The sequence below is a fragment of the Leptotrichia sp. HMT-225 genome (genome assembly GCF_030644325.1).
Classification (GTDB): Bacteria; Fusobacteriota; Fusobacteriia; order Fusobacteriales; family Leptotrichiaceae; genus Leptotrichia; species Leptotrichia massiliensis.
In genome coordinates, this window is sequence record NZ_CP130323.1 from 2,046,013 (window position 1) to 2,066,423 (window position 20,411).

At 28.4% G+C, this 20,411-nt stretch carries 15 protein-coding genes and 1 other RNA gene; 5 read left to right on the forward strand and 11 right to left on the reverse strand.

The window, feature by feature from the left end; all coding sequences use genetic code 11:
- Nucleotides 1–24: 24 nt before the first annotated feature.
- Nucleotides 25–2,013 (reverse strand): translation factor GTPase family protein, encoded by a 1,989-nt coding sequence (locus tag QU666_RS09860; protein WP_036069896.1) that lies wholly within the window; start codon nucleotides 2,011–2,013, stop codon nucleotides 25–27.
- 542 nt (nucleotides 2,014–2,555) lie between these two features.
- On the opposite strand from QU666_RS09860, the gene QU666_RS09865 reads away from it, so the two are divergent.
- Together QU666_RS09865 and QU666_RS09870 are read left to right on the forward strand one after the other, a co-directional pair.
- Entirely contained in the window at nucleotides 2,556–3,161 is a 606-nt protein-coding gene (locus tag QU666_RS09865) for a PadR family transcriptional regulator (RefSeq protein WP_021768313.1), read from the forward strand.
- A gap of 55 nt (nucleotides 3,162–3,216) precedes the next feature.
- Nucleotides 3,217–4,080 carry a CPBP family intramembrane glutamic endopeptidase gene (locus QU666_RS09870; protein WP_021768312.1) on the forward strand — a complete coding sequence of 288 codons (864 nt, stop codon included), beginning with the start codon at nucleotides 3,217–3,219 and terminating at the stop codon, nucleotides 4,078–4,080.
- A gap of 26 nt (nucleotides 4,081–4,106) precedes the next feature.
- Here the strand turns inward: QU666_RS09870 and ssrS are convergent.
- Nucleotides 4,107–4,308, reverse strand: a non-coding RNA gene (gene ssrS, locus QU666_RS09875) — 6S RNA.
- Between the two features lie 57 nt (nucleotides 4,309–4,365).
- Nucleotides 4,366–5,031 carry a Crp/Fnr family transcriptional regulator gene (locus tag QU666_RS09880; protein WP_021768311.1) on the reverse strand — a complete coding sequence of 222 codons (666 nt, stop codon included), beginning with the start codon at nucleotides 5,029–5,031 and terminating at the stop codon, nucleotides 4,366–4,368.
- 262 nt (nucleotides 5,032–5,293) lie between these two features.
- Between QU666_RS09880 and QU666_RS09885 the strand changes: the two genes are divergently transcribed.
- The gene (locus QU666_RS09885) at nucleotides 5,294–6,445 is read left to right on the forward strand and encodes a CapA family protein (protein ID WP_021770337.1); all 1,152 of its coding nucleotides are present in this window, start codon (nucleotides 5,294–5,296) and stop codon (nucleotides 6,443–6,445) included.
- Between the two features lie 73 nt (nucleotides 6,446–6,518).
- Here the strand turns inward: QU666_RS09885 and QU666_RS09890 are convergent, their stop codons facing one another.
- The 8 genes from QU666_RS09890 to QU666_RS09925 all read right to left on the reverse strand — a co-directional run bounded on the left by QU666_RS09890 (nucleotide 6,519) and on the right by QU666_RS09925 (nucleotide 17,786).
- Nucleotides 6,519–7,778, reverse strand: coding sequence for an efflux RND transporter periplasmic adaptor subunit (locus QU666_RS09890; RefSeq protein ID WP_021770336.1), 1,260 nt, complete (start codon nucleotides 7,776–7,778; stop codon nucleotides 6,519–6,521).
- A 15-nt stretch (nucleotides 7,779–7,793) separates the two neighbouring features.
- Nucleotides 7,794–10,457, reverse strand: coding sequence for a hypothetical protein (locus QU666_RS09895; RefSeq protein ID WP_021770335.1), 2,664 nt, complete (start codon nucleotides 10,455–10,457; stop codon nucleotides 7,794–7,796).
- Between the two features lie 400 nt (nucleotides 10,458–10,857).
- The gene (locus tag QU666_RS09900) at nucleotides 10,858–11,763 is read right to left on the reverse strand and encodes a serine/threonine-protein kinase (protein ID WP_021770334.1); all 906 of its coding nucleotides are present in this window, start codon (nucleotides 11,761–11,763) and stop codon (nucleotides 10,858–10,860) included.
- Nucleotides 11,720–13,135 carry a hypothetical protein gene (locus tag QU666_RS09905; protein WP_021770333.1) on the reverse strand — a complete coding sequence of 472 codons (1,416 nt, stop codon included), beginning with the start codon at nucleotides 13,133–13,135 and terminating at the stop codon, nucleotides 11,720–11,722. The genes QU666_RS09900 and QU666_RS09905 overlap by 44 nt, the downstream gene beginning before the upstream one ends.
- Nucleotides 13,136–13,150: 15 nt before the next feature.
- Nucleotides 13,151–15,520: a PP2C family serine/threonine-protein phosphatase gene (locus tag QU666_RS09910; RefSeq protein ID WP_021770332.1), complete on the reverse strand. Its 2,370-nt coding sequence runs from the start codon at nucleotides 15,518–15,520 to the stop codon at nucleotides 13,151–13,153.
- A 299-nt stretch (nucleotides 15,521–15,819) separates the two neighbouring features.
- Entirely contained in the window at nucleotides 15,820–16,464 is a 645-nt protein-coding gene (locus QU666_RS09915; protein ID WP_021770331.1) for an FHA domain-containing protein, read from the reverse strand.
- A 43-nt stretch (nucleotides 16,465–16,507) separates the two neighbouring features.
- A complete protein-coding gene (locus tag QU666_RS09920; protein WP_021770330.1) occupies nucleotides 16,508–17,335 on the reverse strand; it encodes an FHA domain-containing protein in 828 nt (275 codons plus the stop codon).
- A 16-nt stretch (nucleotides 17,336–17,351) separates the two neighbouring features.
- On the reverse strand, nucleotides 17,352–17,786 hold the full coding sequence (locus QU666_RS09925) for a DnaJ domain-containing protein (protein WP_021770329.1): 435 nt from the start codon (nucleotides 17,784–17,786) through the stop codon (nucleotides 17,352–17,354).
- Nucleotides 17,787–18,008: 222 nt separating this feature from the next.
- Here QU666_RS09925 and QU666_RS09930 point away from each other — a divergent pair, with 222 nt between their 5' ends.
- Both QU666_RS09930 and QU666_RS09935 read left to right on the forward strand, forming a co-directional pair.
- Nucleotides 18,009–18,239: a hypothetical protein gene (locus QU666_RS09930; protein ID WP_036072093.1), complete on the forward strand. Its 231-nt coding sequence runs from the start codon at nucleotides 18,009–18,011 to the stop codon at nucleotides 18,237–18,239.
- Nucleotides 18,240–18,624: 385 nt separating this feature from the next.
- Entirely contained in the window at nucleotides 18,625–19,950 is a 1,326-nt protein-coding gene (locus QU666_RS09935; RefSeq protein ID WP_021770327.1) for a spherulation-specific family 4 protein, read from the forward strand.
- The last annotated feature ends 461 nt before the right edge of the window (nucleotides 19,951–20,411 follow it).

The window sequence follows — 20,411 nt, forward strand, 5'->3', positions numbered from 1 at the left end:
TATAAAAATATTTTTAGTTAAATTTTATTTTTTTCTGCTGTCAATTACTTTTTGTGCCAAGTCTCCCATTAATTCTTCATATCTTACAAGTTTCATTTCAAAATATCCACGTCCTTGCGTGATGGCTTTCAATTCGTTGGCATATTTGAATGTTTCTGACATTGGGGCTTCAGCTATTATTTTTTGTTTTGTATTTTTGTGGGCTTCCATTCCTATTACTCTACCACGTTTTTTGTTGATGTCGCCCATTACATCTCCGATATATTCTTCTGGAATGATAATTGTAAGTTCCATAATTGGTTCTAATAAAATTGGTTTTGCTTCCAGCATTCCCTTTTTGAAGGCCAAGTTTGCGGCAATTTTAAAGGCTAATTCTGAAGAATCTACATCATGATATGAACCGTCGTATAAGACAGCTTTTATGTTAGTTACTGGATAACCAGCTAGAACTCCCTCTTTTAGCGATTCTCTTAATCCTTTTTCTACAGCTGGAATATATGATTTTGGAACGCTTCCACCTGTAATTGTTTCTTCAAAGACAAAGTCTTCATCTACGTGAGAGAATTTAATTAATACATCTCCATATTGTCCGTGCCCTCCTGATTGTTTCTTGTGTTTTCCTTGAACATCAGAAGTTCCTTTGATTGTTTCACGGTACGGCACTTTTAATTCGATAGTTTTTATTGATATTCCAAATTTAGCTTTTAATTTTTCGATAACTGTTGCAGAATGAAGTTCTCCTTGTACTCCTAGCACTGTCTGCCCTGTTTCAAGGTTTCTGTGCCAAGTGAAAGATGGGTCTTCTTCCATTAGACGATTAAGTCCAGAAGACATTTTTTCATCATCATTTTTGTTCAAAGGCTCTATTGCCACAAATAATTGTGGTTTTGGAAAAGTTATTTCCTTTATGGCAGCTTCTTTTTCATTAGTTGACAACGTATCAGAAGTTCTTGTACTGTTAAATTTTGAAAATACAACAATATCTCCAGCGATTCCTTTTTGAACTTCTTCCATTTTATTCATAACGAATGTGTAAATTTTTCCAATTTTTTCTTTTGTTTTTCTATTTATATTAAAAACTTCGCTATCTTGCTTAACTTCACCAGAATAAACTTTTGCGTATGAAACTTTTCCTAAAAAAGAATCAATCGTAGTTTTGAAAAGTTGGCATGTAAATGTATTTTTTTCAGGCTCAATTTTTTTATTGTCATTAGGTGATGGCAAGAAATCCTTTACCATGTCAAAAGTTGTGTGAAGTCCAATATTTTTTAGAGTCGCACCGCAAATAACAGGAATTACAGAACAGTCTAGCACTCCCTGTCTAAGTCCACGATGAATTTCAGCTGTTGTAAATTCAATCCCATTAAAATATTTATCCATTAATTCTTCATCTGTTTCGGCTACTGCTTCCAAAAGCATTTCACGAATTGAATTTATTTCATCATCCATATCAGCGGGCATTTCCACAGTTGCACATTCATTTTTGTTTTTATCAAATTCCCTTGCAAACATATCAATTACATTAATATGCCCACGAAATTCGTCTCCCCGTCCCCAAGGTACATGAAATGGAGCGATTCTTTTACCATATTTTTCTCTCAACTGTGAAAGAATCTTTTCATAATCAGCTTTTTCATTGTCAATTTTGTTTACAAAAATAAATCGTGGAATATTTCTGCTGTCTGTCAACTCAAGAGCCGTTTCTGTCCCAACTGTTAAATCAGTAGTTCCGTCAACAATAATAATCGCTCCGTCAACTGCCGCAAGTCCCGATTCAACCTCACCAAAAAAATCTCCGTATCCTGGAATATCCACAAAATTAAATTTCGCAGCCTGATACTCAATAGCATGCAAACTCAAAGAATTAGTAATTTTTGTATCATTTTCATTTGCTGCAATACGATTGGTAAGTCCAGCCGTAAATTCCAGCCCCTCCACCATATTACTCTTTCCTGAACCACTATGTCCTAAAATTCCCACATTTCTAATGTTACTGCTGTCATATATTCTCATAACATTTCCTCCCTGTATCTACTTTCTTTAATTAACAAAATTTACCTTATATTAAATTTTAACTTGAAATACGAAAAAATCAAGTTAGTTTTTGTTATTTTTCTTTAATTGTATAAATTTTTTAATTTATAACCATACTCTTTGAAAATATAATTAAACAGTATAACCTAAAAAAATTAGGATAGGACATTGCAATGGACAATGGGAGAGAAAATGTATTTGTTGATATCAATGATACGAAACGTAAATACTTGGGTGAGGATGAAATATTTTAGGCTAAATCTGACATCATTATTATGCAGCTACATTGAAAGCATGTTTACGATATGACATCAGAATGAGTGAAAAAGCAGATTTATGTCCTTGCATTTAGAGCTATTTACTAATCTAAATAAATAACAAATATTTCAATTTTTAAATTGACTATAAAAATAAAAGAACTGTAAAATTCATGTTTTGCTGTTCTTTTTTGATAACTTAAAATAATTACTTTACAATACCTAAAAAGTATGTTACTATAAGGTATATATAGGAGGTGTATTATGGATAAAATAATTTTAGGAATTTTAATGTTACGTAGAATGACTGCATATGAGCTTAGAAATACTATAAGAGATAATTTTAAGTCTATGTGCAGCGATAGTCTTGGAAGCATTCAGGCCGCTCTAAAAAAACTACTCTCATTAAAAATGGTTACTTTTGAAGAGCTTGTTGAAAAAGGAATAAATAAAAAAAGATACGTAATAACTGATATTGGAGAAAAAGTATTAATGGAATGGATAAAGATTCCTATTGATATTTCAAAAACTAAAAATATAGATATGGGAAAACTTCTTTTTATGGGATATATTCCAAAAAATGAACAAAAAAATCTAATTAATAAAATCATTCTTTCTTTAGAAGAAGAATATTCTGAACTAAAAAACTTAAAAGAATCAATAAATTTTGAAAATGAAAGACTAGCAATTGAAAACTATCTACTTACAGATACAGAATATCAGGAAAGAATTAAAAATTTAAATAAAAAAAATAATGTGTCTAAAAATATCAAAGAAATCAGTAAATTTACTTTAGCTACTTTAGATTATGGAATTGATGTTGTAGATTTTAACATTAAATGGTTTAAAAAACTAAAGACAAAAATATAGACTTGAAAATTTTTTATTACAGAGTTTAAATATATTTTATAAGAGGTGAAATTATATGAATAATTCGAATAAGATTAAACAAAATGTAATTATTTTTACAATTTCTATTACTATTTGTGGTTGGATAGGATATTTTATTGATAAACTGACAGGGCAAGATTATTATCAAAATATTGGAACGGCAACAGGGAAGGACGGATCATTAGGGCTTCTTATATGGCTTGTATCTCCATTAATCTGCACAATAATACTTCGTACTTTTAAAGGAGATGGATGGAAAAATACAGGATTTTCCCTCAATTTTAAAAATAATAAAAAGTTTTATCTAATCAGCATTTTAATATATCCTGTTGTTACTCTAACTGTTCTTTTATTAGGATTAATAACACAAAGTATTAAATTTTCCAGTGTAAATATTGGAATTACAACCTATATTGGAGTTTTACTTATACAAATTGCGTCTCAATTTATAAAAAATATATTTGAAGAGTCTGTTTGGAGATCTTATCTTACAAATCAACTTTTAAAACTGAAGTTATCTGATTTAAAAATATATTTACTTGTGGGATTTATTTGGTGGATTTGGCATTTGCCATATATTCTAATATTTTTATCTGAAAGTGAAATAAAAAATACTTTGCCAGTTGATAGATTAACATTTTTTCTGATAGGGATGGTAGTAGTAGCATGCTGGACTATAATGTACACAGAAATTTTTAGAATTACTAAATCAATGTGGCCAGCAGTTATTATGCATACTATGGAAGATGCTGTTATAAATCCTTTACTGCTCCTAGGAATTGTATCTGTAGAAAAGAATCAAGCACTTTTCTTTTCACTTTCAGTAGGTATAATTCCGACAATTCTTTATTTGATAATAGGATTATCTATTCGAAAATGTAGAAAACAGCAAAGATAATTTTAGTAATTTCTTTTAAAAACACAAAAAAATCCGATCTACCGTTCTAACGTAATTTTTGGTTGCCTGTAAGACGTTACAGGTGGTAGTCATATTTATAAATTGTACAGAATCCGTACAAAGCATTAGCCGTCGTGATTTCCCTGAAACAATTTATAAAGGAATAACCCCATTAAAATAGAGTAAAGCCCAAAAATTCATTATTAGTGTCGCATAGATCAGAAAACTTTTAATTTATTATTGATTATTTATCTGTAATCATTATAACTTTTATCTGAAAAAATGTCAAACATTCTTTTTAAAATTTATCAAATAGACATTATTTTCAGCTTTTATTAAAATTTTCTTTTTACATAGATTTGAAATTTCTCTTGATAAAGCAGGTCTTGTTACTTCAAAACGTTTTGCCAAAGCTGAAATACTAGGCAAAAATTTAATTTTACCATTTTCAGAATTTTCTTTTATGTAGCTTAAAATCTTTTCCTCAATTGTCTTATTTGTAAAATTAAACCATATTCGCTTTGATAAAAGTTGACTTTTATTTGAAATTTCAGTTACAAAATTAAGTAAAAGTCTTTTATCAGAATGAATTGTATCTAAATATTTTTCTTTATCAAAAAATAATAATTTAGAATTTTCCAAAGTTATCAAATCAACAGGAAAAATATTATTTTCTCCAAATAAAAATGCAGAAGCCAGAACTTCCCCTGTTTTCATCTCACCTATAACAATCGTATCTCCATTAAATTTTTGCATTTCTCCATAAGCAGAACCTTTTATAATAATTATTACTTTTTCCAAAGTATCTCCACGAAAAAATACAGTTTCATTCTTTTCATATTTTTTTATTTTAAAATCCAATTTTTCCAAACATTTTGAAATTTTTTCAGGATCTAATCCTTTAAATAACGAAACTTTTGTCAATAAAATTGATAAGTCTTTTATTTTCATATTTTATTTTCTCCCATATTTTTCACAAATATACTTAAACTTTTTAAAATAAACTTAAAATTTAAGCAATCTAATAACAATCTATAATTTTGTAATCAAAATAATTTGATTATAAAATATTTTGCTTAATTTCTATATTATCATTTTTATATTTTAATTTCAATAATAAATAAAAATTATTTTTTTAAATATAAAATTTATTGCTTTTTAGATTAAAGATGTGTAAAATATGTGTAAAAATTAACATTTTTGAAAGGACTTTATGAAAAAATATATTGTATTAATTTTAATAGCTATTTTAGTTACAATATTTATGATAATTCCAACAAATCCTAGTTTTAAAATTGTTGCTAATAAATTTATTAATAATTCAAAAATATCAAATATTTCCAAAAATGATACTTCTAAAATTGATAAATATAATAAAAAAACAGAATTTACAATAATTGGCGTTGGAGATATAATGCTTGGTTCAAACTATCCCTTTGAATATTTGCTTCCTAAAAATGATGCCAATATTCTTCAAAATACACAAAATATACTAAAAAATGCTGATATAACGGTGGGAAATCTGGAAGGAACTCTATTTGATAATGATGGAACTCCTAAAAGCTGTAATAATCCAAATGTATGTTATGTCTTTCGTATGCCTTTAAGATATGGGACATATTTAAAACAGGCTGGATTTGATTATTTGAGCATTGCCAATAACCATAGCAATGATTTTGGAGAAATTGGAATTAAGGAAACTATTAAAAATCTTGATAATTTAGGAATAAAATATTCTGGAATTAAAGATATTGCTGAAAGTGTTATTTTAGAAAAAGATGGAAAAAAATTTGGATTTATTTCATTTTCTCCAAATTCAGCTACTGTAAAACTAAATGATTATAATTATGCAAAAAAACTTATTTCTGGATTAAAATCAAAAGTTGATATTGTAATCGTCATGTTTCATGGTGGAGCCGAAGGTGCTAATGCTGAACACATTACTAAAAGACATGAAATTTTTCATGGCGAAGATAGAGGAAATGTTTATGAGTTCGCCCATTTTGCGATAGACAACGGAGCTGATATAATCTTTGGGCAAGGACCACACGTTACAAGAGCAGTCGAGCTGTACAAAAATAAATTTATTTCGTATAGTGGAGGAAATTTTGCAACTTTTGGAAAAATAAATGTTTCTGGTTCAATGGGAATTGCACCTATTTTTAAAATCAAAATAAGCAATAAAGGAGACTTTATTTCTGGAGAAATTATTCCAGTAAGACAAACTTACAAAAGTTTAGGCCCTTTTATAGATTCAGAAAAATTAGCAATAAAAAAGATAATTTCCTTGAATAAATCTGATTTTCCAAATGGAAATGGACTTTCTATCAACGAAGAAGGAAAAATTAATAAAATCAACAATTAAAATTAAAAGTTCTTCTTTTATTTAATACCAATTTAAAAAGTATCGCTAAAAATCAGGATAAAAACATCCTGATTTATTTTCTTTTTAGTCTAATAATTTCCCTCTCATTTTCATCCATTCTATTCCCCAGTTTTTCATTTTCCCTCTCTAACCTTTCCAATTTTTTCTTCTTTTCAATTTCCTCATCCTTAATATTCCTTCGTTCCACAATCACATTATTCTCAATCTTATTATCAGGATTTCTAATAATTTCCAACCCTTCTCCAATATCCATTCCAAAAATTTCAATTTTCTCTCCGTTATTCATCCCAATAAACACTTCCTTTTCTTTAACTAAATTATTCTTATCAATCAAATAAATATAACTTTTCTGATTTTTAAAAATAACAGCCTTTTTTGGAACAGCCAGAACATTTTCTTTTTTCCTATAAATCACACGAATATCTACTTGCTCATTTAAAAACAAATCCTTAAATAATGTTGGCAAAAATTCAAACACATTCATATCCCCAATTTTATTAATCTTAAATAATTCTGCTTCAATAACTTTTTTTTCAGAAAATAAATCTGAATTCTCTTTTATCTTATTCTTATCTTGCAAAATTTCCTTATTTTTATCATTTTTCATTTCAATTAATTCTTCAAGTGTTTTTTCTTCCCCAATCTTTTTATTTTCTCTCCTAAAAATATTAATTTTAGCCACATTCCCAATTTTCAGATTTTTAACTTTATCGCTTTTCACACTTTCACTAACTATTTTTAAATCTTCCCTTTTGGCAAGAATCAAAATAGGTTCATTTTTATTTGCAATTCCACCTTTCACTGCATTAATTTTCACAATATAAGCATCAAATGGACTTCTTACACTTCTCTGAACCAATCTTGTATTTCTCATTTCATCTTTAATTTCAATTTCCAATCCTGATATTTCTCCGCATAATTTCTGAATTTTCTGACTAACATCAGCTCCCAATTCCTTTTGTTTTTCCAAATTTCTTAATTCCCGATTTTTAATCACTAATAACGTACGTTTTTCATTCAATCCATTTTTCTGATAATCACTAAATTTCACTATCACATCGCCCTTTTTTACAAAATCTCCAACCTTGTAATAAACATCATCAACGGATAAATTCACATCCAGTCCAATTTTAGTAATATTATGTGCAACAACAGTTCCTTTCATGTCCACAAAAAGTTCAAGATTTTCACGTGTTATTTTTTCAATAACATATTTCTGATTAATTTTGGGAGTACAGAATTTTAGCATAAAAAGAATAATAAAAATAAAAATTGCGGGCATTATCCAAATTATCTCATCTTTTTTTCTCAAATTTCTCTTCCTTTTTTAGTGGTTTCCGTCAAAATAGGAATTTTCACTTAAATTATCTTCATAAGGGAAATATTCCTTTCGTCCAAGATAAAGCTGGTCTGATTTCCTTTGGATTGGAACTACAAAAAATCCCCAGTTGTTCAAATCAGTATAAATAAAAAATCTTACTGTGTTGTTTTGAATTGTATCGGTATCATTTTGAGAAATTATATTTGTAAATTCAGGCAAAATTTCCTGTGCGTCCATTTCTTCATAATTATCCTCATTTTTATAAATCATTTCTTTCTTCAATTCACCTTCTGCAGTATAAACATAAATTTTTAGTTCTTCAGCAGAAATCTTTTTGTCAATTTGTCCAATTAGAATATCAGCCTTCCGTGAAGTCTGTATCATTTCCACTTTTTCCCCATCGTATTTTTCCACCCACACAGAATATGGTACAAGCGGAACTTCATTCACAATTTCCACATCTATATGCCCAAAACGCTTATAATCCAGATATTTTATAGCTCCATCCAGACAGTTCAGTTTTAGCTCGTAATCATCACGATGGCTCAGTTCCTTGTATTCAATCATCTTTCCTGGAACAAATTCCTTTAGGACTTCCTGAAATGTACTGATTTTTGTTGACTGTCCACTTAATTTTATTAATGAATATTCAAAAAGCAACCCTTCCTTGTAATATGTATTCAAAAATTTTCTGAGCATTCCGTAAATATCAGCTTTTACGATTTTTTCAATTTCCTTTATAGTAAAAATATGTCTTGGATAATCTGTTATTGTGGTAAATATTCCATTTTCATAAGTATGAATTTTCCAGCTTTTTATCTGTGTTATATGAATATCATTCCGTTTTTCATAATTTCTAGGCACATCAAAACATGTTCGCAGTCTTCCATCGGATGTAAAAAATTCTTTTTTAAGATTTTCAGCTGCTTCCCAAAGCATATAAAAGTTATTCCGTATTTTCTGATATTCCTCGCTCATTTTATTCTCAAACTGTGAATATTTTGTAGGGATTACATTTTCATACTTTTCATATTCCGAATTCATATTTTCAAAAATCTTCTCAACACCGCTCTCATCAATTACCTTGTAAATCATATCATTGTCATATTTTATCAAATCATTAATAGAAACGACCCTATTTTCAGAATATCTTGCCCCAAGCACAATTTTCAAAAACTGCATAATTCTGTAAGTCAAGTCATTTCCACCAAAATTCTCATCCCCATTTTCAAAACTTGTTCTTATATCCAGATAATATGAAATTTTGTCCTTACTAATCACATATTTACAAGCCGCCAAATCCGTCGTCCCACCACCACAGTCAATAATTAATGCACTGTATTCTTCGTTCTCCTTATATCTCCCCTTTCTTATCTGTATCTCAATCGTATTATACAGCACCGCAATTGCTTCATCCATCGCATTTTCACGAATAATTTCATATTCATAATTTTTCTCACTTGAAATTATATTTTTTTCAGAAATTTCAGAATTCTGATTTTTATTAAATTTATTTTCCATCATAAAAATTTCCTGAAACATCGCCAAAAACTGCTCCTTCAATTTTACAGGGCTGGAAGCGTGAATTTTTTTAAATTTGCATTTAAACATATATTCAGCACGATTCACAACATATTTTAAATATGCCTTTATTATATCCTTTCTTTTTACATACAGAATATTTCCAAACTCATCATTAATTTTCTCAAGTTTATTATGTTCATGCACCCACCTTTTCAAGCTGTAAAAAATTGAGCCATTGACAATATAGTCATTTCTTTCTAGCTTTCTTACCACATCGTAGCCAAATGAATACTGAATATTGTTAGCATCGCTGCAATCATCAACATAAACCAACGTCGGAAAAATCTCACGGTAATGTCTCTCTCCGTCATCAAATTTCACATAATTTATCGCATCTATTACGACATTTCCATTCAAAATATCGTTAGTAGGCAAATCCTTCACATAATTTTTATCCAGATATGCCCCGAGAGCCGTATTTACCGTTCCAAAATCAATACAAAGCGGTGTATTCGTAGTTTCCAGATTTTTCACAATAAAATTTTCAATTTCAACTTTGTAATAATCCATCTGGTACGGATAAAGCGGTGTCATTTCATCTTCCTTCAAATTATAAAACTTATGAATAAATTTCAAGTCATTTTCTTTAAAGAACAAAAATGAAAATTTATTATTTCTCAGCGTTTCGACTCTAAAAAATTCCTTTTTACTAATTAAAAAATACTTATTCCTGCTGTTCAAATCCTTTTCCAGCTGGAAAATTCCACACAAGTAATTATTTGCATTTATAAGAAAAGCATTTGCACTGCTGACATTTTCAGGAATCTCAATTTTATAATTGTCCTCCCTTATCAAATCAAGCTCCTTATACAAAATAATCTTGTGCGGCACCCGTATTTTATTCTCATAATGAATCCTCTCACCAAGTTTATTATCAAAAAGTTCCTGAACATTCACAAGCCCATTTTTATTATACTTGTCAATACAGTAATTTCCCTTGACCCCTCGATATTTCATCAAAAGTGAGATAAGCTCTTCTCTCGTAGGCGTTTCCACATGTACATTTACCAAATGTTCCTCGATTGCAATCTGATACATCTCATAATAAGATTTTCTTCGCAATTCCTCTTCATAAAATAATCTCATATTTTTACCTTTTCCCCTTTACTATTTTCAAGTATTATAACGATTTTATTAAAATTCAAGATTTACTTGTTTTTGATTTTATCGTGATTTATCTAATAGTTTCCTGAATAACAAAGAATTCTTTACCTTTGTTAAACAATATTTACTTTAAATTTAAACGGTTATCAAGCATATCTAATGCTAACCCAAATTTAAAAAACAGAAATTATATTTTGTTGCATAAAAAAAATTATACTATACTCTAACCTGTTTAAAATTAAACTACTAAAAATTATATGAATTTAGAGTTTGAGTAAAATAGTCATGATTTTTGAGTTCGGTTTTAAAGAAGTTTTACTATAATTCTATTATTTTAATGGCAAATAGTATAATTTATAAAATCTAAAAATATTAAAAATATTTAGCTTTGTATAAAAATTTTTCGCAATTTTTCAATCATTTCCCTAACACTTCCAAACCTTTTCTGCCTATCAAACTCTAGCCCTTTTTTTATAACTTCTTCCACTTCCTTAAATTTCTCAATCTTCTCAAATCCCAAAATAACCTCTCTATCAAACTCCAGTTCAGCCTTATAAAACCTATTAATCGCCCCATCCACTTTCACTCCACAAAGCATAAAATATAAAAGTGCCGCAAGTGAATAAACATCTGTTCTTTCATCAATCTCTACTTTTTCTGAATAAATCTCAATCGGCGAATATCCTTCCGAAACCTTAACAAACTCAACTTTTTCCTTCTTTTTTAAGCTCGCTCCAAAATCAATAATCCTAATATTTCCCCTAATATCAATCAAAATATTAGAAGGCTTCAAATCACAATGAATAATTCCCTTTTTATGAATTTTACAAACTACTTCTGCAATTTTAAAGAATATTTCCAAAATATGATTTATCCTCAATTTTCCATTTTTTATCCGATTTTCCAAAATATATTTTTTCAAGGTAACTCCACGAAAATATTCAGTAACAATATAATTTGTCCTATTTTCACTAAAAAAATCCACAAGTTTAACAACATCATTCACAAATCTCTGTTTCCTCCTTTTAGATTTTTTCAAAAATTTCTCCAAAATACATTTCTCTTTCCAAAAACATTCTTTCAGCCGTTCAAAATCTTTCTTATACTTTTCCGTAAAAACCTCTTTGCCATTTCTCATAACAATTTCGGAAGGATAACATTCTTTAATAATTACTTTTTCCCCTTGTCTATCTTCACACATATAAATATTGGAAAAATCACTTTTAGCTACATAATTTAAAATTTTATACTTCCCATTCAATATTGTTCCCTTTAATAAAAAATCCATTCTTCTTTTCCCTTTTAAATTCTCTATTTTTCACAAAATTATTCCCATTCCTATCACGCCCAAGAACTTCCCATTTTTTCTCAATTTCCTTTTCAAGTTGTGAAATTCCATTACTTTTTACCTTATAATATTTCTTAAAATTTCTATTATCTGCATTCAGATTTTTTCTATTATATTTTTTATTTTTAGAACTTTTCTTTTTTATTCTTGAATTATTTAATTTTTCAGCCCTTTTTACTTTACTTTCTTTATTATTTTCAGTTATCTGTAAATTTTCCATATCTTTATTTTTTATTTCTTCATTCCCAGTTTCTTCCTTTTGATATTCAACTAAATTACGATTCCCAGCGGATTCTTTAACTTCAACTTTAACATTTCCCAAATTTTCCAGCTCAATTTTACTCTTTTCTATTTCTGCTTTTACATATAGCCTGCTTTCTAATAAATTTGCTTTTTCTCCAATCTTTTTAGCCATCACATTTTCAGTATTTCCGTTTTTTCTGTTTTCAAAATAACCTTTTTGAATATTTTTTCCCACAGAAACAAATAAAAATATAAACATTGCAACTAAAAACATATATTTTACAGCCATTTCACACTTTTGATTTTTCTCATTAATCTCGTTTCCTAACAATTTATAATTCTTTTCCATTTCAATATCTTCAACAAAAATCGACAAAAATGGTATCACTTTTCCCAATTTTTTCTCACTAGCCTTTATCTGTTCACTTAAATTCTGCTCGACATTTAATTTACTTTTCCTATCAACATAAACCTCCTCAATTTCACTCTCATTAACAACTTTCCAAAATTCAGAATTCCCAGCCAGCAAATAATCATGTTTTTTCAGTCTTATTTTTTTGACTTGCTCACCACCTATCTTTTCCACAATTCTATTTTCCCTATACAAAACAAGTTCAGTTTTCCCCATATTTTCAACAATCATATTATTTTTTTCAATAATAATAACAATTTGTGAATAAAAATTTTTTAAATCAAAATCTTTTTCAGCTTTATGAAATTTATATAATTTTGTTTTCTCAAAAACCACTTTATCAATGGAAGATTGTATCATCTGTTTTATGTTTTCTAGCGAAAATTCATTATTTTCCAAATATTTTTCAATAATTTTATGAACTCCAATTTTTGCTAAATTTGTCTTATCAATTTTCTTATTTTCAACATTACTTTTTTCAATTTTTTTAGATATTTCTGACTTTTCCTGCATTTTTTCATTTGTCTTTTCATCAAAGTCAGCAATACACCATATTCCTTTGCTTCCATTTGGAATATATGCCGAATAAGTGTTTTTTTCAGCAATTTGCGCATATTCCTTAAAAAAGAAAGTATTTAATTTTATTTTTTTTATCATTTTCCCTCCTTTCTTTTAAAAAACTTTCCAAAACTGCCACCATTTTTTACTCGCCTTTTTCTCAGCCTTTTTCAGTTTTTTTTCAATTTCCCCTATTTCATTTTGCTTAGCGTTGCTTTTTTCCAGCTTTTCCTTTGCCTGCGTAAATTTTTCCACAGCTTCCTTCCATTTTTTATTCTTAAAATCCTCTTCTGCTTTTTTCTTTAGCAAATATCCCTCACTTTTTTCAATTTTTTTATTCAAATCTTGAATTTTAGACATCTGATTTCCAAAATTTCCATCTGCATTCACCTCTTCCAGAAGTTTCTTCGTTTCCTCATATTTTGAAATACTTTCTTCAAATCTTTCATTTATAGCCAGCTGATCAGCCTGCGTTTCCAGATTTGACGCATTTTCCATTTTTCTTGTTATTTCTTCACGTCTTTGCCGCTCCCGCTCCATTTCTTCCTGCTGTGCCTTGATTTCAGCTTCTTTTATCTGCAGTTGCTGCTCCATCTGTATTTCCTGCTGCCTTAACCTTTCCGAATATTCCATTTCCTGTGTTTTCAACTTTTCAGCATTCTGGCTCTCAAATTTAATAAATTCCTGTGCCTGGCTTATGTATTTGTCGACGGTATTTGCATTATTCGTATCTTTCATCTTCTGATAAATATTTTTAGCCTGCGTTAGAATATTTATTGCTTGTGCTGGATTATTGACAGTTATTTGCGAAAGCCCTTCCTGAACGAGATTATTGGCAGTCTGTAAATCAGCGTTTTGCTGAGAATTAAGTTCCTGTATCTTATTGTCAATTTCTTCCACTTTCACAGTATCTCCAAGCGTCTGGTACATCTGTCGTGCCTGATAATACGCTTCTTTTGAAGAATTAATATTGCTTTGTGCCAGCGAATCCCCTTTATTTTCAGCAAGCATTGCCCCATTATACGCTGTTTTTTCCTTATCCGTTATTTCCTCCAGCTTTTTCTCAACTTGCGAAACATAATCTGCCCTTCCATTTGCCAAATACATATCAGCCGCATTTTTATAGCTAACTTTTGCCAAATTGTAGCTTCCTTCATTAACTGCCGCATCTCCAGCAACCTCCAGAGCCTTGGCTTCCTTTAATTTCACGGTTGAATTTATCCGTGAATCCAATGTAGTTAAAATCTCTTCCGTGTTCAGCTCGTCACGTTTATAACTGTTGTCATTCAGGTTATACTTAGCCTGCTGATATTTTACGTTCGCCTCGTCATAATTCCCGCTGTTAAACATCTCATTTCCCTCACTAATATCCGAAAATGCCTTTTTAATCTTCTCAGTTTCTCCAATTTTCTTATTTATCTCATCAATTTTCTTACTTGCATCAGCTCTCTTTTTCTCAGCATTCGTAAGAAATCCTATTATACCCTTGCTTTTTGGCTTTAATTTTTCATACTCTCCAATTTCAAGTTTCAAATTATCAATTGAATTATTAAAATTTTTCTTTAAGATCTCCTCATCCGCCAATTTTTCATACTGCGTTGCCGCCTGCAGAATACCGTTTCGCCTTTTTACATTCCAAATTACAACAAACAAAATAATTACAGCAATAATGAGCATTACAAGTATTATTTTTTTTATAAGTTTGCTTTTATCCTTTTCCATCGGCTCTGGACTTGCTACAGCACTCACTTCTACCTGTGCAATCGTATAATTTTCAATATTATCCCTAAGCGAAGCAAGTATCCGTTTTTCCAATGAATTTAACCATTGCTTCTTATCCTCAAATCTGGATAAATCATTTTCCATATCATGCTCATCAATATTTTCCCAGAATCCTACAGTCGTCAAGCAAAAAACATCTTTTTCCATAAGTTCTACAGGTTTTTTTATAATATTTGGCTTAATTTTCCCAAAATCCCCAATTGCCTGCAGCAAATCATTTCTTTGCCTGTGAAATCTCATATCCGATATATTCAATGCCTCTTCGTCCACCAAAAGCTGTGCTATCGTGTCATCTCTACTTTGAGAAATGATATATCCGCCTCTAATATGATAAAACCTTGTATTTCCGATATTTCCATATAAAATTGAATTATAATTACTTATAATGATTAAAAGAGAAGTGTGCATAAGAGAATATTTCTGAGTTTCTTCCTGTTTTTCCTTAACTTTCAGATTGGCATAATCCATCATTTCCTTTATTACATCATAGTTAAATCGTGGACGTAGCATAAAATATTCAATAGCAGATTCCACAGCAATCCTTGCCGCAACTTTTGCCCCTTCTTCCTCATCAAATCCATCTGCCACAGCCCAAATTGCATAATTATCCAGCAAAACATACCCAAAATAATCGTTATTTTCAACCTTCGTCCCAGCCTCACTCAAAAATTCCGTAATAAATTTTGCCTCATCTTTCCTCATTTCTCAATTTCTCCCTCTATTTTTTATTAATTCAACTTTATAAAATATATTTTTATACTATTCCCCATTAAAAAGGTTAATATCTAATAAATTTTGAATTGTATTCTATTTTCTAATAAGATTTAGTATTAGATTATTTTGTTCAATAACAGTTTTTCTTATTTTATATTATATTTTTTCTTTTATTTTCGTAGGATTGCTCATCGCCGCAAATCCTTATCTTACAGTAAAGATTTATATCTTTTGTTAGAAAAGTTTGTAATAAATTTTTTATTTAAATTGAGTTTAGTATAAATTTATTAAATCTGTTCATAATCTTCAATTTTTACTTCTAAATCATTATTTTTATTCTGAAAATTCGTATTTTTCACAATTTTTTCATCATTTAAATTTTCATATTTTCTTTTCACGCTTTCCTCTCTCGATTTTTCCTTTTCCCAGTCAAAATAATCTCCGCACAAATTCACAAATACAAACTTGCTTTCCCCCATTTCCACTACTGAATATGCCCGTAATTCTACTGTGTTGTAAACTGCTTCTCCATTTAGATAAATTAATCCATTAGAATCTCCGGGAGTTAGCATAAATTTTCGCTGTTTGGGATTATAGCTTATTGAACAATGGTTTTTTCTAGAAATCATAGTATCTCCTAAAATTTGTATATCCATATTTTCTCCACGCCCAACAAAGTTACGTTCACTCACAATCCTGTAGTCTTTTCCCTTATCATGCCCTTCAATACACGTAAGCCAGCCTACGACTGGATCTACGGTGCTATCTTTAGACCAGTAGGCTGTTGTTCTGTCTTCATCCTTCATTTCTTCAACCAGATTAATTTTGTCATCCAGATTTTCTGTTTCCAGCCCTTCTGATTTGCAGTAAGGACATAAGCTGTATCTTGAAACATCGTATATATGCCCATTTTTACATCTATCCAATTTCATTTTAAAATTTTCCTTTCTTTTTTCATTTTATAAATTTATAGATTTATTTTAATAATATTTTTGTAGTCGCTAAATAAATTATGTCTCCTGATTCCACTTTTACTGGTATATTTTTTTTCAGTTTTATTTTCCGTTTATCTAAACTTCTTTCAATTCCGCTTCCATTTTGTGAGCCTAAATCCTCATAATACCAGATTCCATTGACACGATTTAAAATTCCATGAACCCTGCTGACTAAATTTGAATAAATTCCTTCACTTACATCTATATCTACCCTGTTTCTTGGCGATTGTTTCCCAATAAGAAGCGATGTTGCCCTCCCAATTTTCCAAATTTTCATATCATAATCTTCTGAATCCTTCAAAAATATATGCTCAATCTGCTTTTTCTCCAAGTCCTCAATTTCCTTTACCCTTTCTAAAAATACATTATGCTCCCTTTCCCTCTCATTTTTTATATTTTTGATTTCCTCCTCAACTTTCACCTTTTCAAAAAATCTTTCCACAATAAGAAGGTAAAGTGTAACTCCAATATAAATAAAAATTGAAAAATAGAGACTTTTAGTAGAATATCCTGAAAAATGCACAAAAATGAATGTAAATATTAAAACTGTCATTATCAAAATATTTTTTATATTTAAAAATTTGTAACTTTTTTGATTTTTTACATTCAATTTCCGTTTTTCATATTTTTTAATTCCCTTTTCTACACTAATTTTACTCATTTCATCGTTAATTTTTCCATTTTCTCTATTTTTTCCAAGCCGTGCCACACTTCTAAGCCGTTCCAGCCTGTAAATGCTTCCACGCCCAAGCGGACGCCTAAAAATATTTTTCCAATTTGTAAAACTTCTTCTGATTCCCCACAACATTTCTAATTTCCCCTTCTTACTTTTTCTCTTTCATATCAAAAAAACTCTCAAACCTGCTTTTCACACTTTCCTTCTCATCTTTTGCTTTATTCTTTATCATTTTATCTAGCCCAAAACTATTTTCAAACATTCCTTTCATTTCGGCCGCACTTTTAAAAAATTCTTTTCCAAAACTAAAATTATTTTCAGAATATTTATTTTTAAAATTTTCCTTATCATTTTTCTTTTTTGTATGATTATTCTCATTTTCTCTTTTATAATCATACTCTTTCCGTTTTTCCCCATTTGAAAGTACTTCATAAGCCTCTGTTATTTCTCGAAATTTTTTTACAGCCCTTTTATCTCCTGCGTTTCTATCGGGATGATATTTCATTGCCAATTTTCTATATTGCTTTTTTATTTTCAAAATATCTGCATTTTCAGACACTTCCAGTATTTTATAATAATCCATTCCCCTTCCTTTTCTTAATTAGATTTTAATTTTAACTTATAATACTACATTTTTATATTTTTGTCAATTATTTTTTAATTTTAATTTAACTAATATTATAAAAATAAAAATTAAATTTCACAAAAAAGACACAAAATTTACATAATTTTGACAAAATTAAATGATACTATATACTTGTCAAGAGAAAATAGAAAAAATAAATTTGAATGGAGATGGTTAAATATGAATATAAAAAACACCTTTAAGAAAATGGTTGCAATTCTAGGAATTATTGGAATTTCAATAGTCTCTTTTGCAGTACCTCCTAAGCATCCAAAGCCAAAACCAAAAATAACGGTTGTTCAATCAAAAAGAAAAACGATAAACAAAAAGCCAACAAAAAAACAAACAATAAATCCTCAAGAAAAAAGAAACACTAAAAAACCTAGTATAAAACAAAATAAAAGACATTAATTTATACTACTAAAACTTTAAACAAGCTAAGTTAAAAAGACACTAAACTCCTTTATAGTAATTAAAACTTTTAATTTAAGCTTTAATACATGGTATTACTATGTTATCCAATTTAAAATTATGAAAAAGCAGTCAATGTTATTAATTTGGCTGCATATTTTATTTTTAATAAAATTTTATCTTCTTTTAGAAAAAAGTTCTTGAAATTATAAAAAAAAAATGATAATATATATTGCTAAAATGGGATTGGAAAATTTTAGACTTAAAATTTTTATTGGTCAACTGCTTTATAGAAAATCAAAATATAACTTACAATTTGAAAGATCTATAAAAAACTGCTAAATACAATTTTAGCATTATAAATAATGCTGAAGGGAGGTAATAAATGAAGAAAAAATTAAAAAATAACAGTTTTTTAATTCCATCTTTCTTAGCGGGTGTAACAGGATTAAGTTATGAAAAAACTGTACATTCCTCAAATATTGATTCGTCAATACAAACTTCTAATTTTAATAATTTAAAAAATAAAACCATATCAAGTGTAGAAAGTAATTTTAATTTTTCTAAAAATGATGAAATTTTTGATATTATAAAAAATAATTTAAAAAATGAAAATGAATTTAAAGTTGATTTTGGCTATACTGGTGATATTCATAAAAGTAAAGTTACAAATACTTATTCTTCTAATCATGATTTCCTTAGTACACCAGACTCTGAAAATTATGAATATGAAACAACAATTCCTTACGTTATAATCAATCCTGACAACGGTCCATCTGACAAGGCTGATTATAACTATGTTGTTCAAATCAAAAAAAATAAAGAACTGGGAATCAAAAATCTCGGATACGTAACTACAAACGAATATACTAAATGCATAAAGCAAGTGTATTCTGAAATTGACAAATATATACAATTTTATGGTTCTGATAATATTTCAGGAATTTTCTTTGATGAAATATCATCTGGAAAAAACCCTCTAGAGGTCAAATATATGGCACAATTATACAATTATGTCAAAACAAAGTATCCTGATTCAATGGTTGTTGCAAATCCTGGCGTAAGTATTACAGATGAAATGTCAAATTATTCTGATTTATGGCTAACAAGCGAAGTATCGGCAGATACTTACATCAACTACTGGACTCCTAGAAATTACAATTTTGAAAGTAATCCTGAAAATGCAAATCGTATTGTTCATGTCATTCATTCTGCAACCCCAGATCAGTACGAAACTCTTTTAAAACTCTCAAAAGAACGCAATGCAGGATTTCTAATGATAACAACAAATATGCCAAATATCCCTTATGATGACTTACCACAAAATGTTGAAAATTTAATATTATCAATAAATAACTCAACATCACACGTTCTTTCAAATACTAATAATAATTTGGAAAAAAAATTAACTTCTGGAATTGAAACAATCAAATTATCACAAAATACAGCAGAAAATGTTGAAATTAATTCCGTTTCTTTCAAGTTAAGAATACCTAAAAAATATAATATTACTGGAAACTTGTATCTTTCAAGTCTTGACTTATGGAATCTTTTAAATAATCATTACAAAAATTATTCAAAAAATAAATTTGACAATAATTTTGATTTTGGATTTAATATTTTTGATGAATTTTTAAGCGATATTTCGCACAATATAATGGATAAATTTGGAAATTTTAAAATTACTCTAAGAAAAAAATGGAATACATAATAAATACATTAAAAAATTAAAAGTACCATAATTAAGACTATAATTTACGTATTCAATAAGAATCTTTTAAAAATTCTAAAATTTTTGAAAAACACACAAAAATAAATATTTAAAAATTTATACATACTATAATTTAAGACTGTCTCATGATATCAATTTTATGACACAGTCTATTTTTTTGACATAATATCATAATCAAATAACAAATCTATTATGTATTAAAAATAAATAGACACAAATATAACATACTCTTACAAGCGACCAAAAATACCTATAACGTCTGTAATATAAGTTTTGTATATTAATTAAAAATATTGGATTCTAATCCTTGTAAAAAAAATTTTAATAGATTAATTATTTATATAAAATTTACTCTAAATTTATTTTACAATAGTTAATAAATAAAACCTAAATAAACATCAAAATTTAAGAATGTATAATATATATAAAAAGTTAAAGAA

Excerpts from the sequence above, each read along its gene's own strand:
- QU666_RS09860 (WP_036069896.1), bottom strand. The coding sequence starts at position 2,013 with ATGAGAATATATGACAGCAGTAACATTAGAAATGTGGGAATTTTAGGA.
- QU666_RS09865 (WP_021768313.1), top strand. The coding sequence starts at position 2,556 with ATGGATAAAATAATTTTAGGAATTTTAATGTTACGTAGAATGACTGCA.
- QU666_RS09870 (WP_021768312.1), top strand. The coding sequence starts at position 3,217 with ATGAATAATTCGAATAAGATTAAACAAAATGTAATTATTTTTACAATT.
- QU666_RS09880 (WP_021768311.1), bottom strand. The coding sequence starts at position 5,031 with ATGAAAATAAAAGACTTATCAATTTTATTGACAAAAGTTTCGTTATTT.
- QU666_RS09885 (WP_021770337.1), top strand. The coding sequence starts at position 5,294 with ATGAAAAAATATATTGTATTAATTTTAATAGCTATTTTAGTTACAATA.
- QU666_RS09895 (WP_021770335.1), bottom strand. The coding sequence starts at position 10,457 with ATGAGATTATTTTATGAAGAGGAATTGCGAAGAAAATCTTATTATGAG.
- QU666_RS09900 (WP_021770334.1), bottom strand. The coding sequence starts at position 11,763 with ATGGATTTTTTATTAAAGGGAACAATATTGAATGGGAAGTATAAAATT.
- QU666_RS09905 (WP_021770333.1), bottom strand. The coding sequence starts at position 13,135 with ATGATAAAAAAAATAAAATTAAATACTTTCTTTTTTAAGGAATATGCG.
- QU666_RS09910 (WP_021770332.1), bottom strand. The coding sequence starts at position 15,520 with ATGAGGAAAGATGAGGCAAAATTTATTACGGAATTTTTGAGTGAGGCT.
- QU666_RS09915 (WP_021770331.1), bottom strand. The coding sequence starts at position 16,464 with ATGAAATTGGATAGATGTAAAAATGGGCATATATACGATGTTTCAAGA.
- QU666_RS09920 (WP_021770330.1), bottom strand. The coding sequence starts at position 17,335 with ATGTTGTGGGGAATCAGAAGAAGTTTTACAAATTGGAAAAATATTTTT.
- QU666_RS09925 (WP_021770329.1), bottom strand. The coding sequence starts at position 17,786 with ATGGATTATTATAAAATACTGGAAGTGTCTGAAAATGCAGATATTTTG.
- QU666_RS09930 (WP_036072093.1), top strand. The coding sequence starts at position 18,009 with ATGAATATAAAAAACACCTTTAAGAAAATGGTTGCAATTCTAGGAATT.
- QU666_RS09935 (WP_021770327.1), top strand. The coding sequence starts at position 18,625 with ATGAAGAAAAAATTAAAAAATAACAGTTTTTTAATTCCATCTTTCTTA.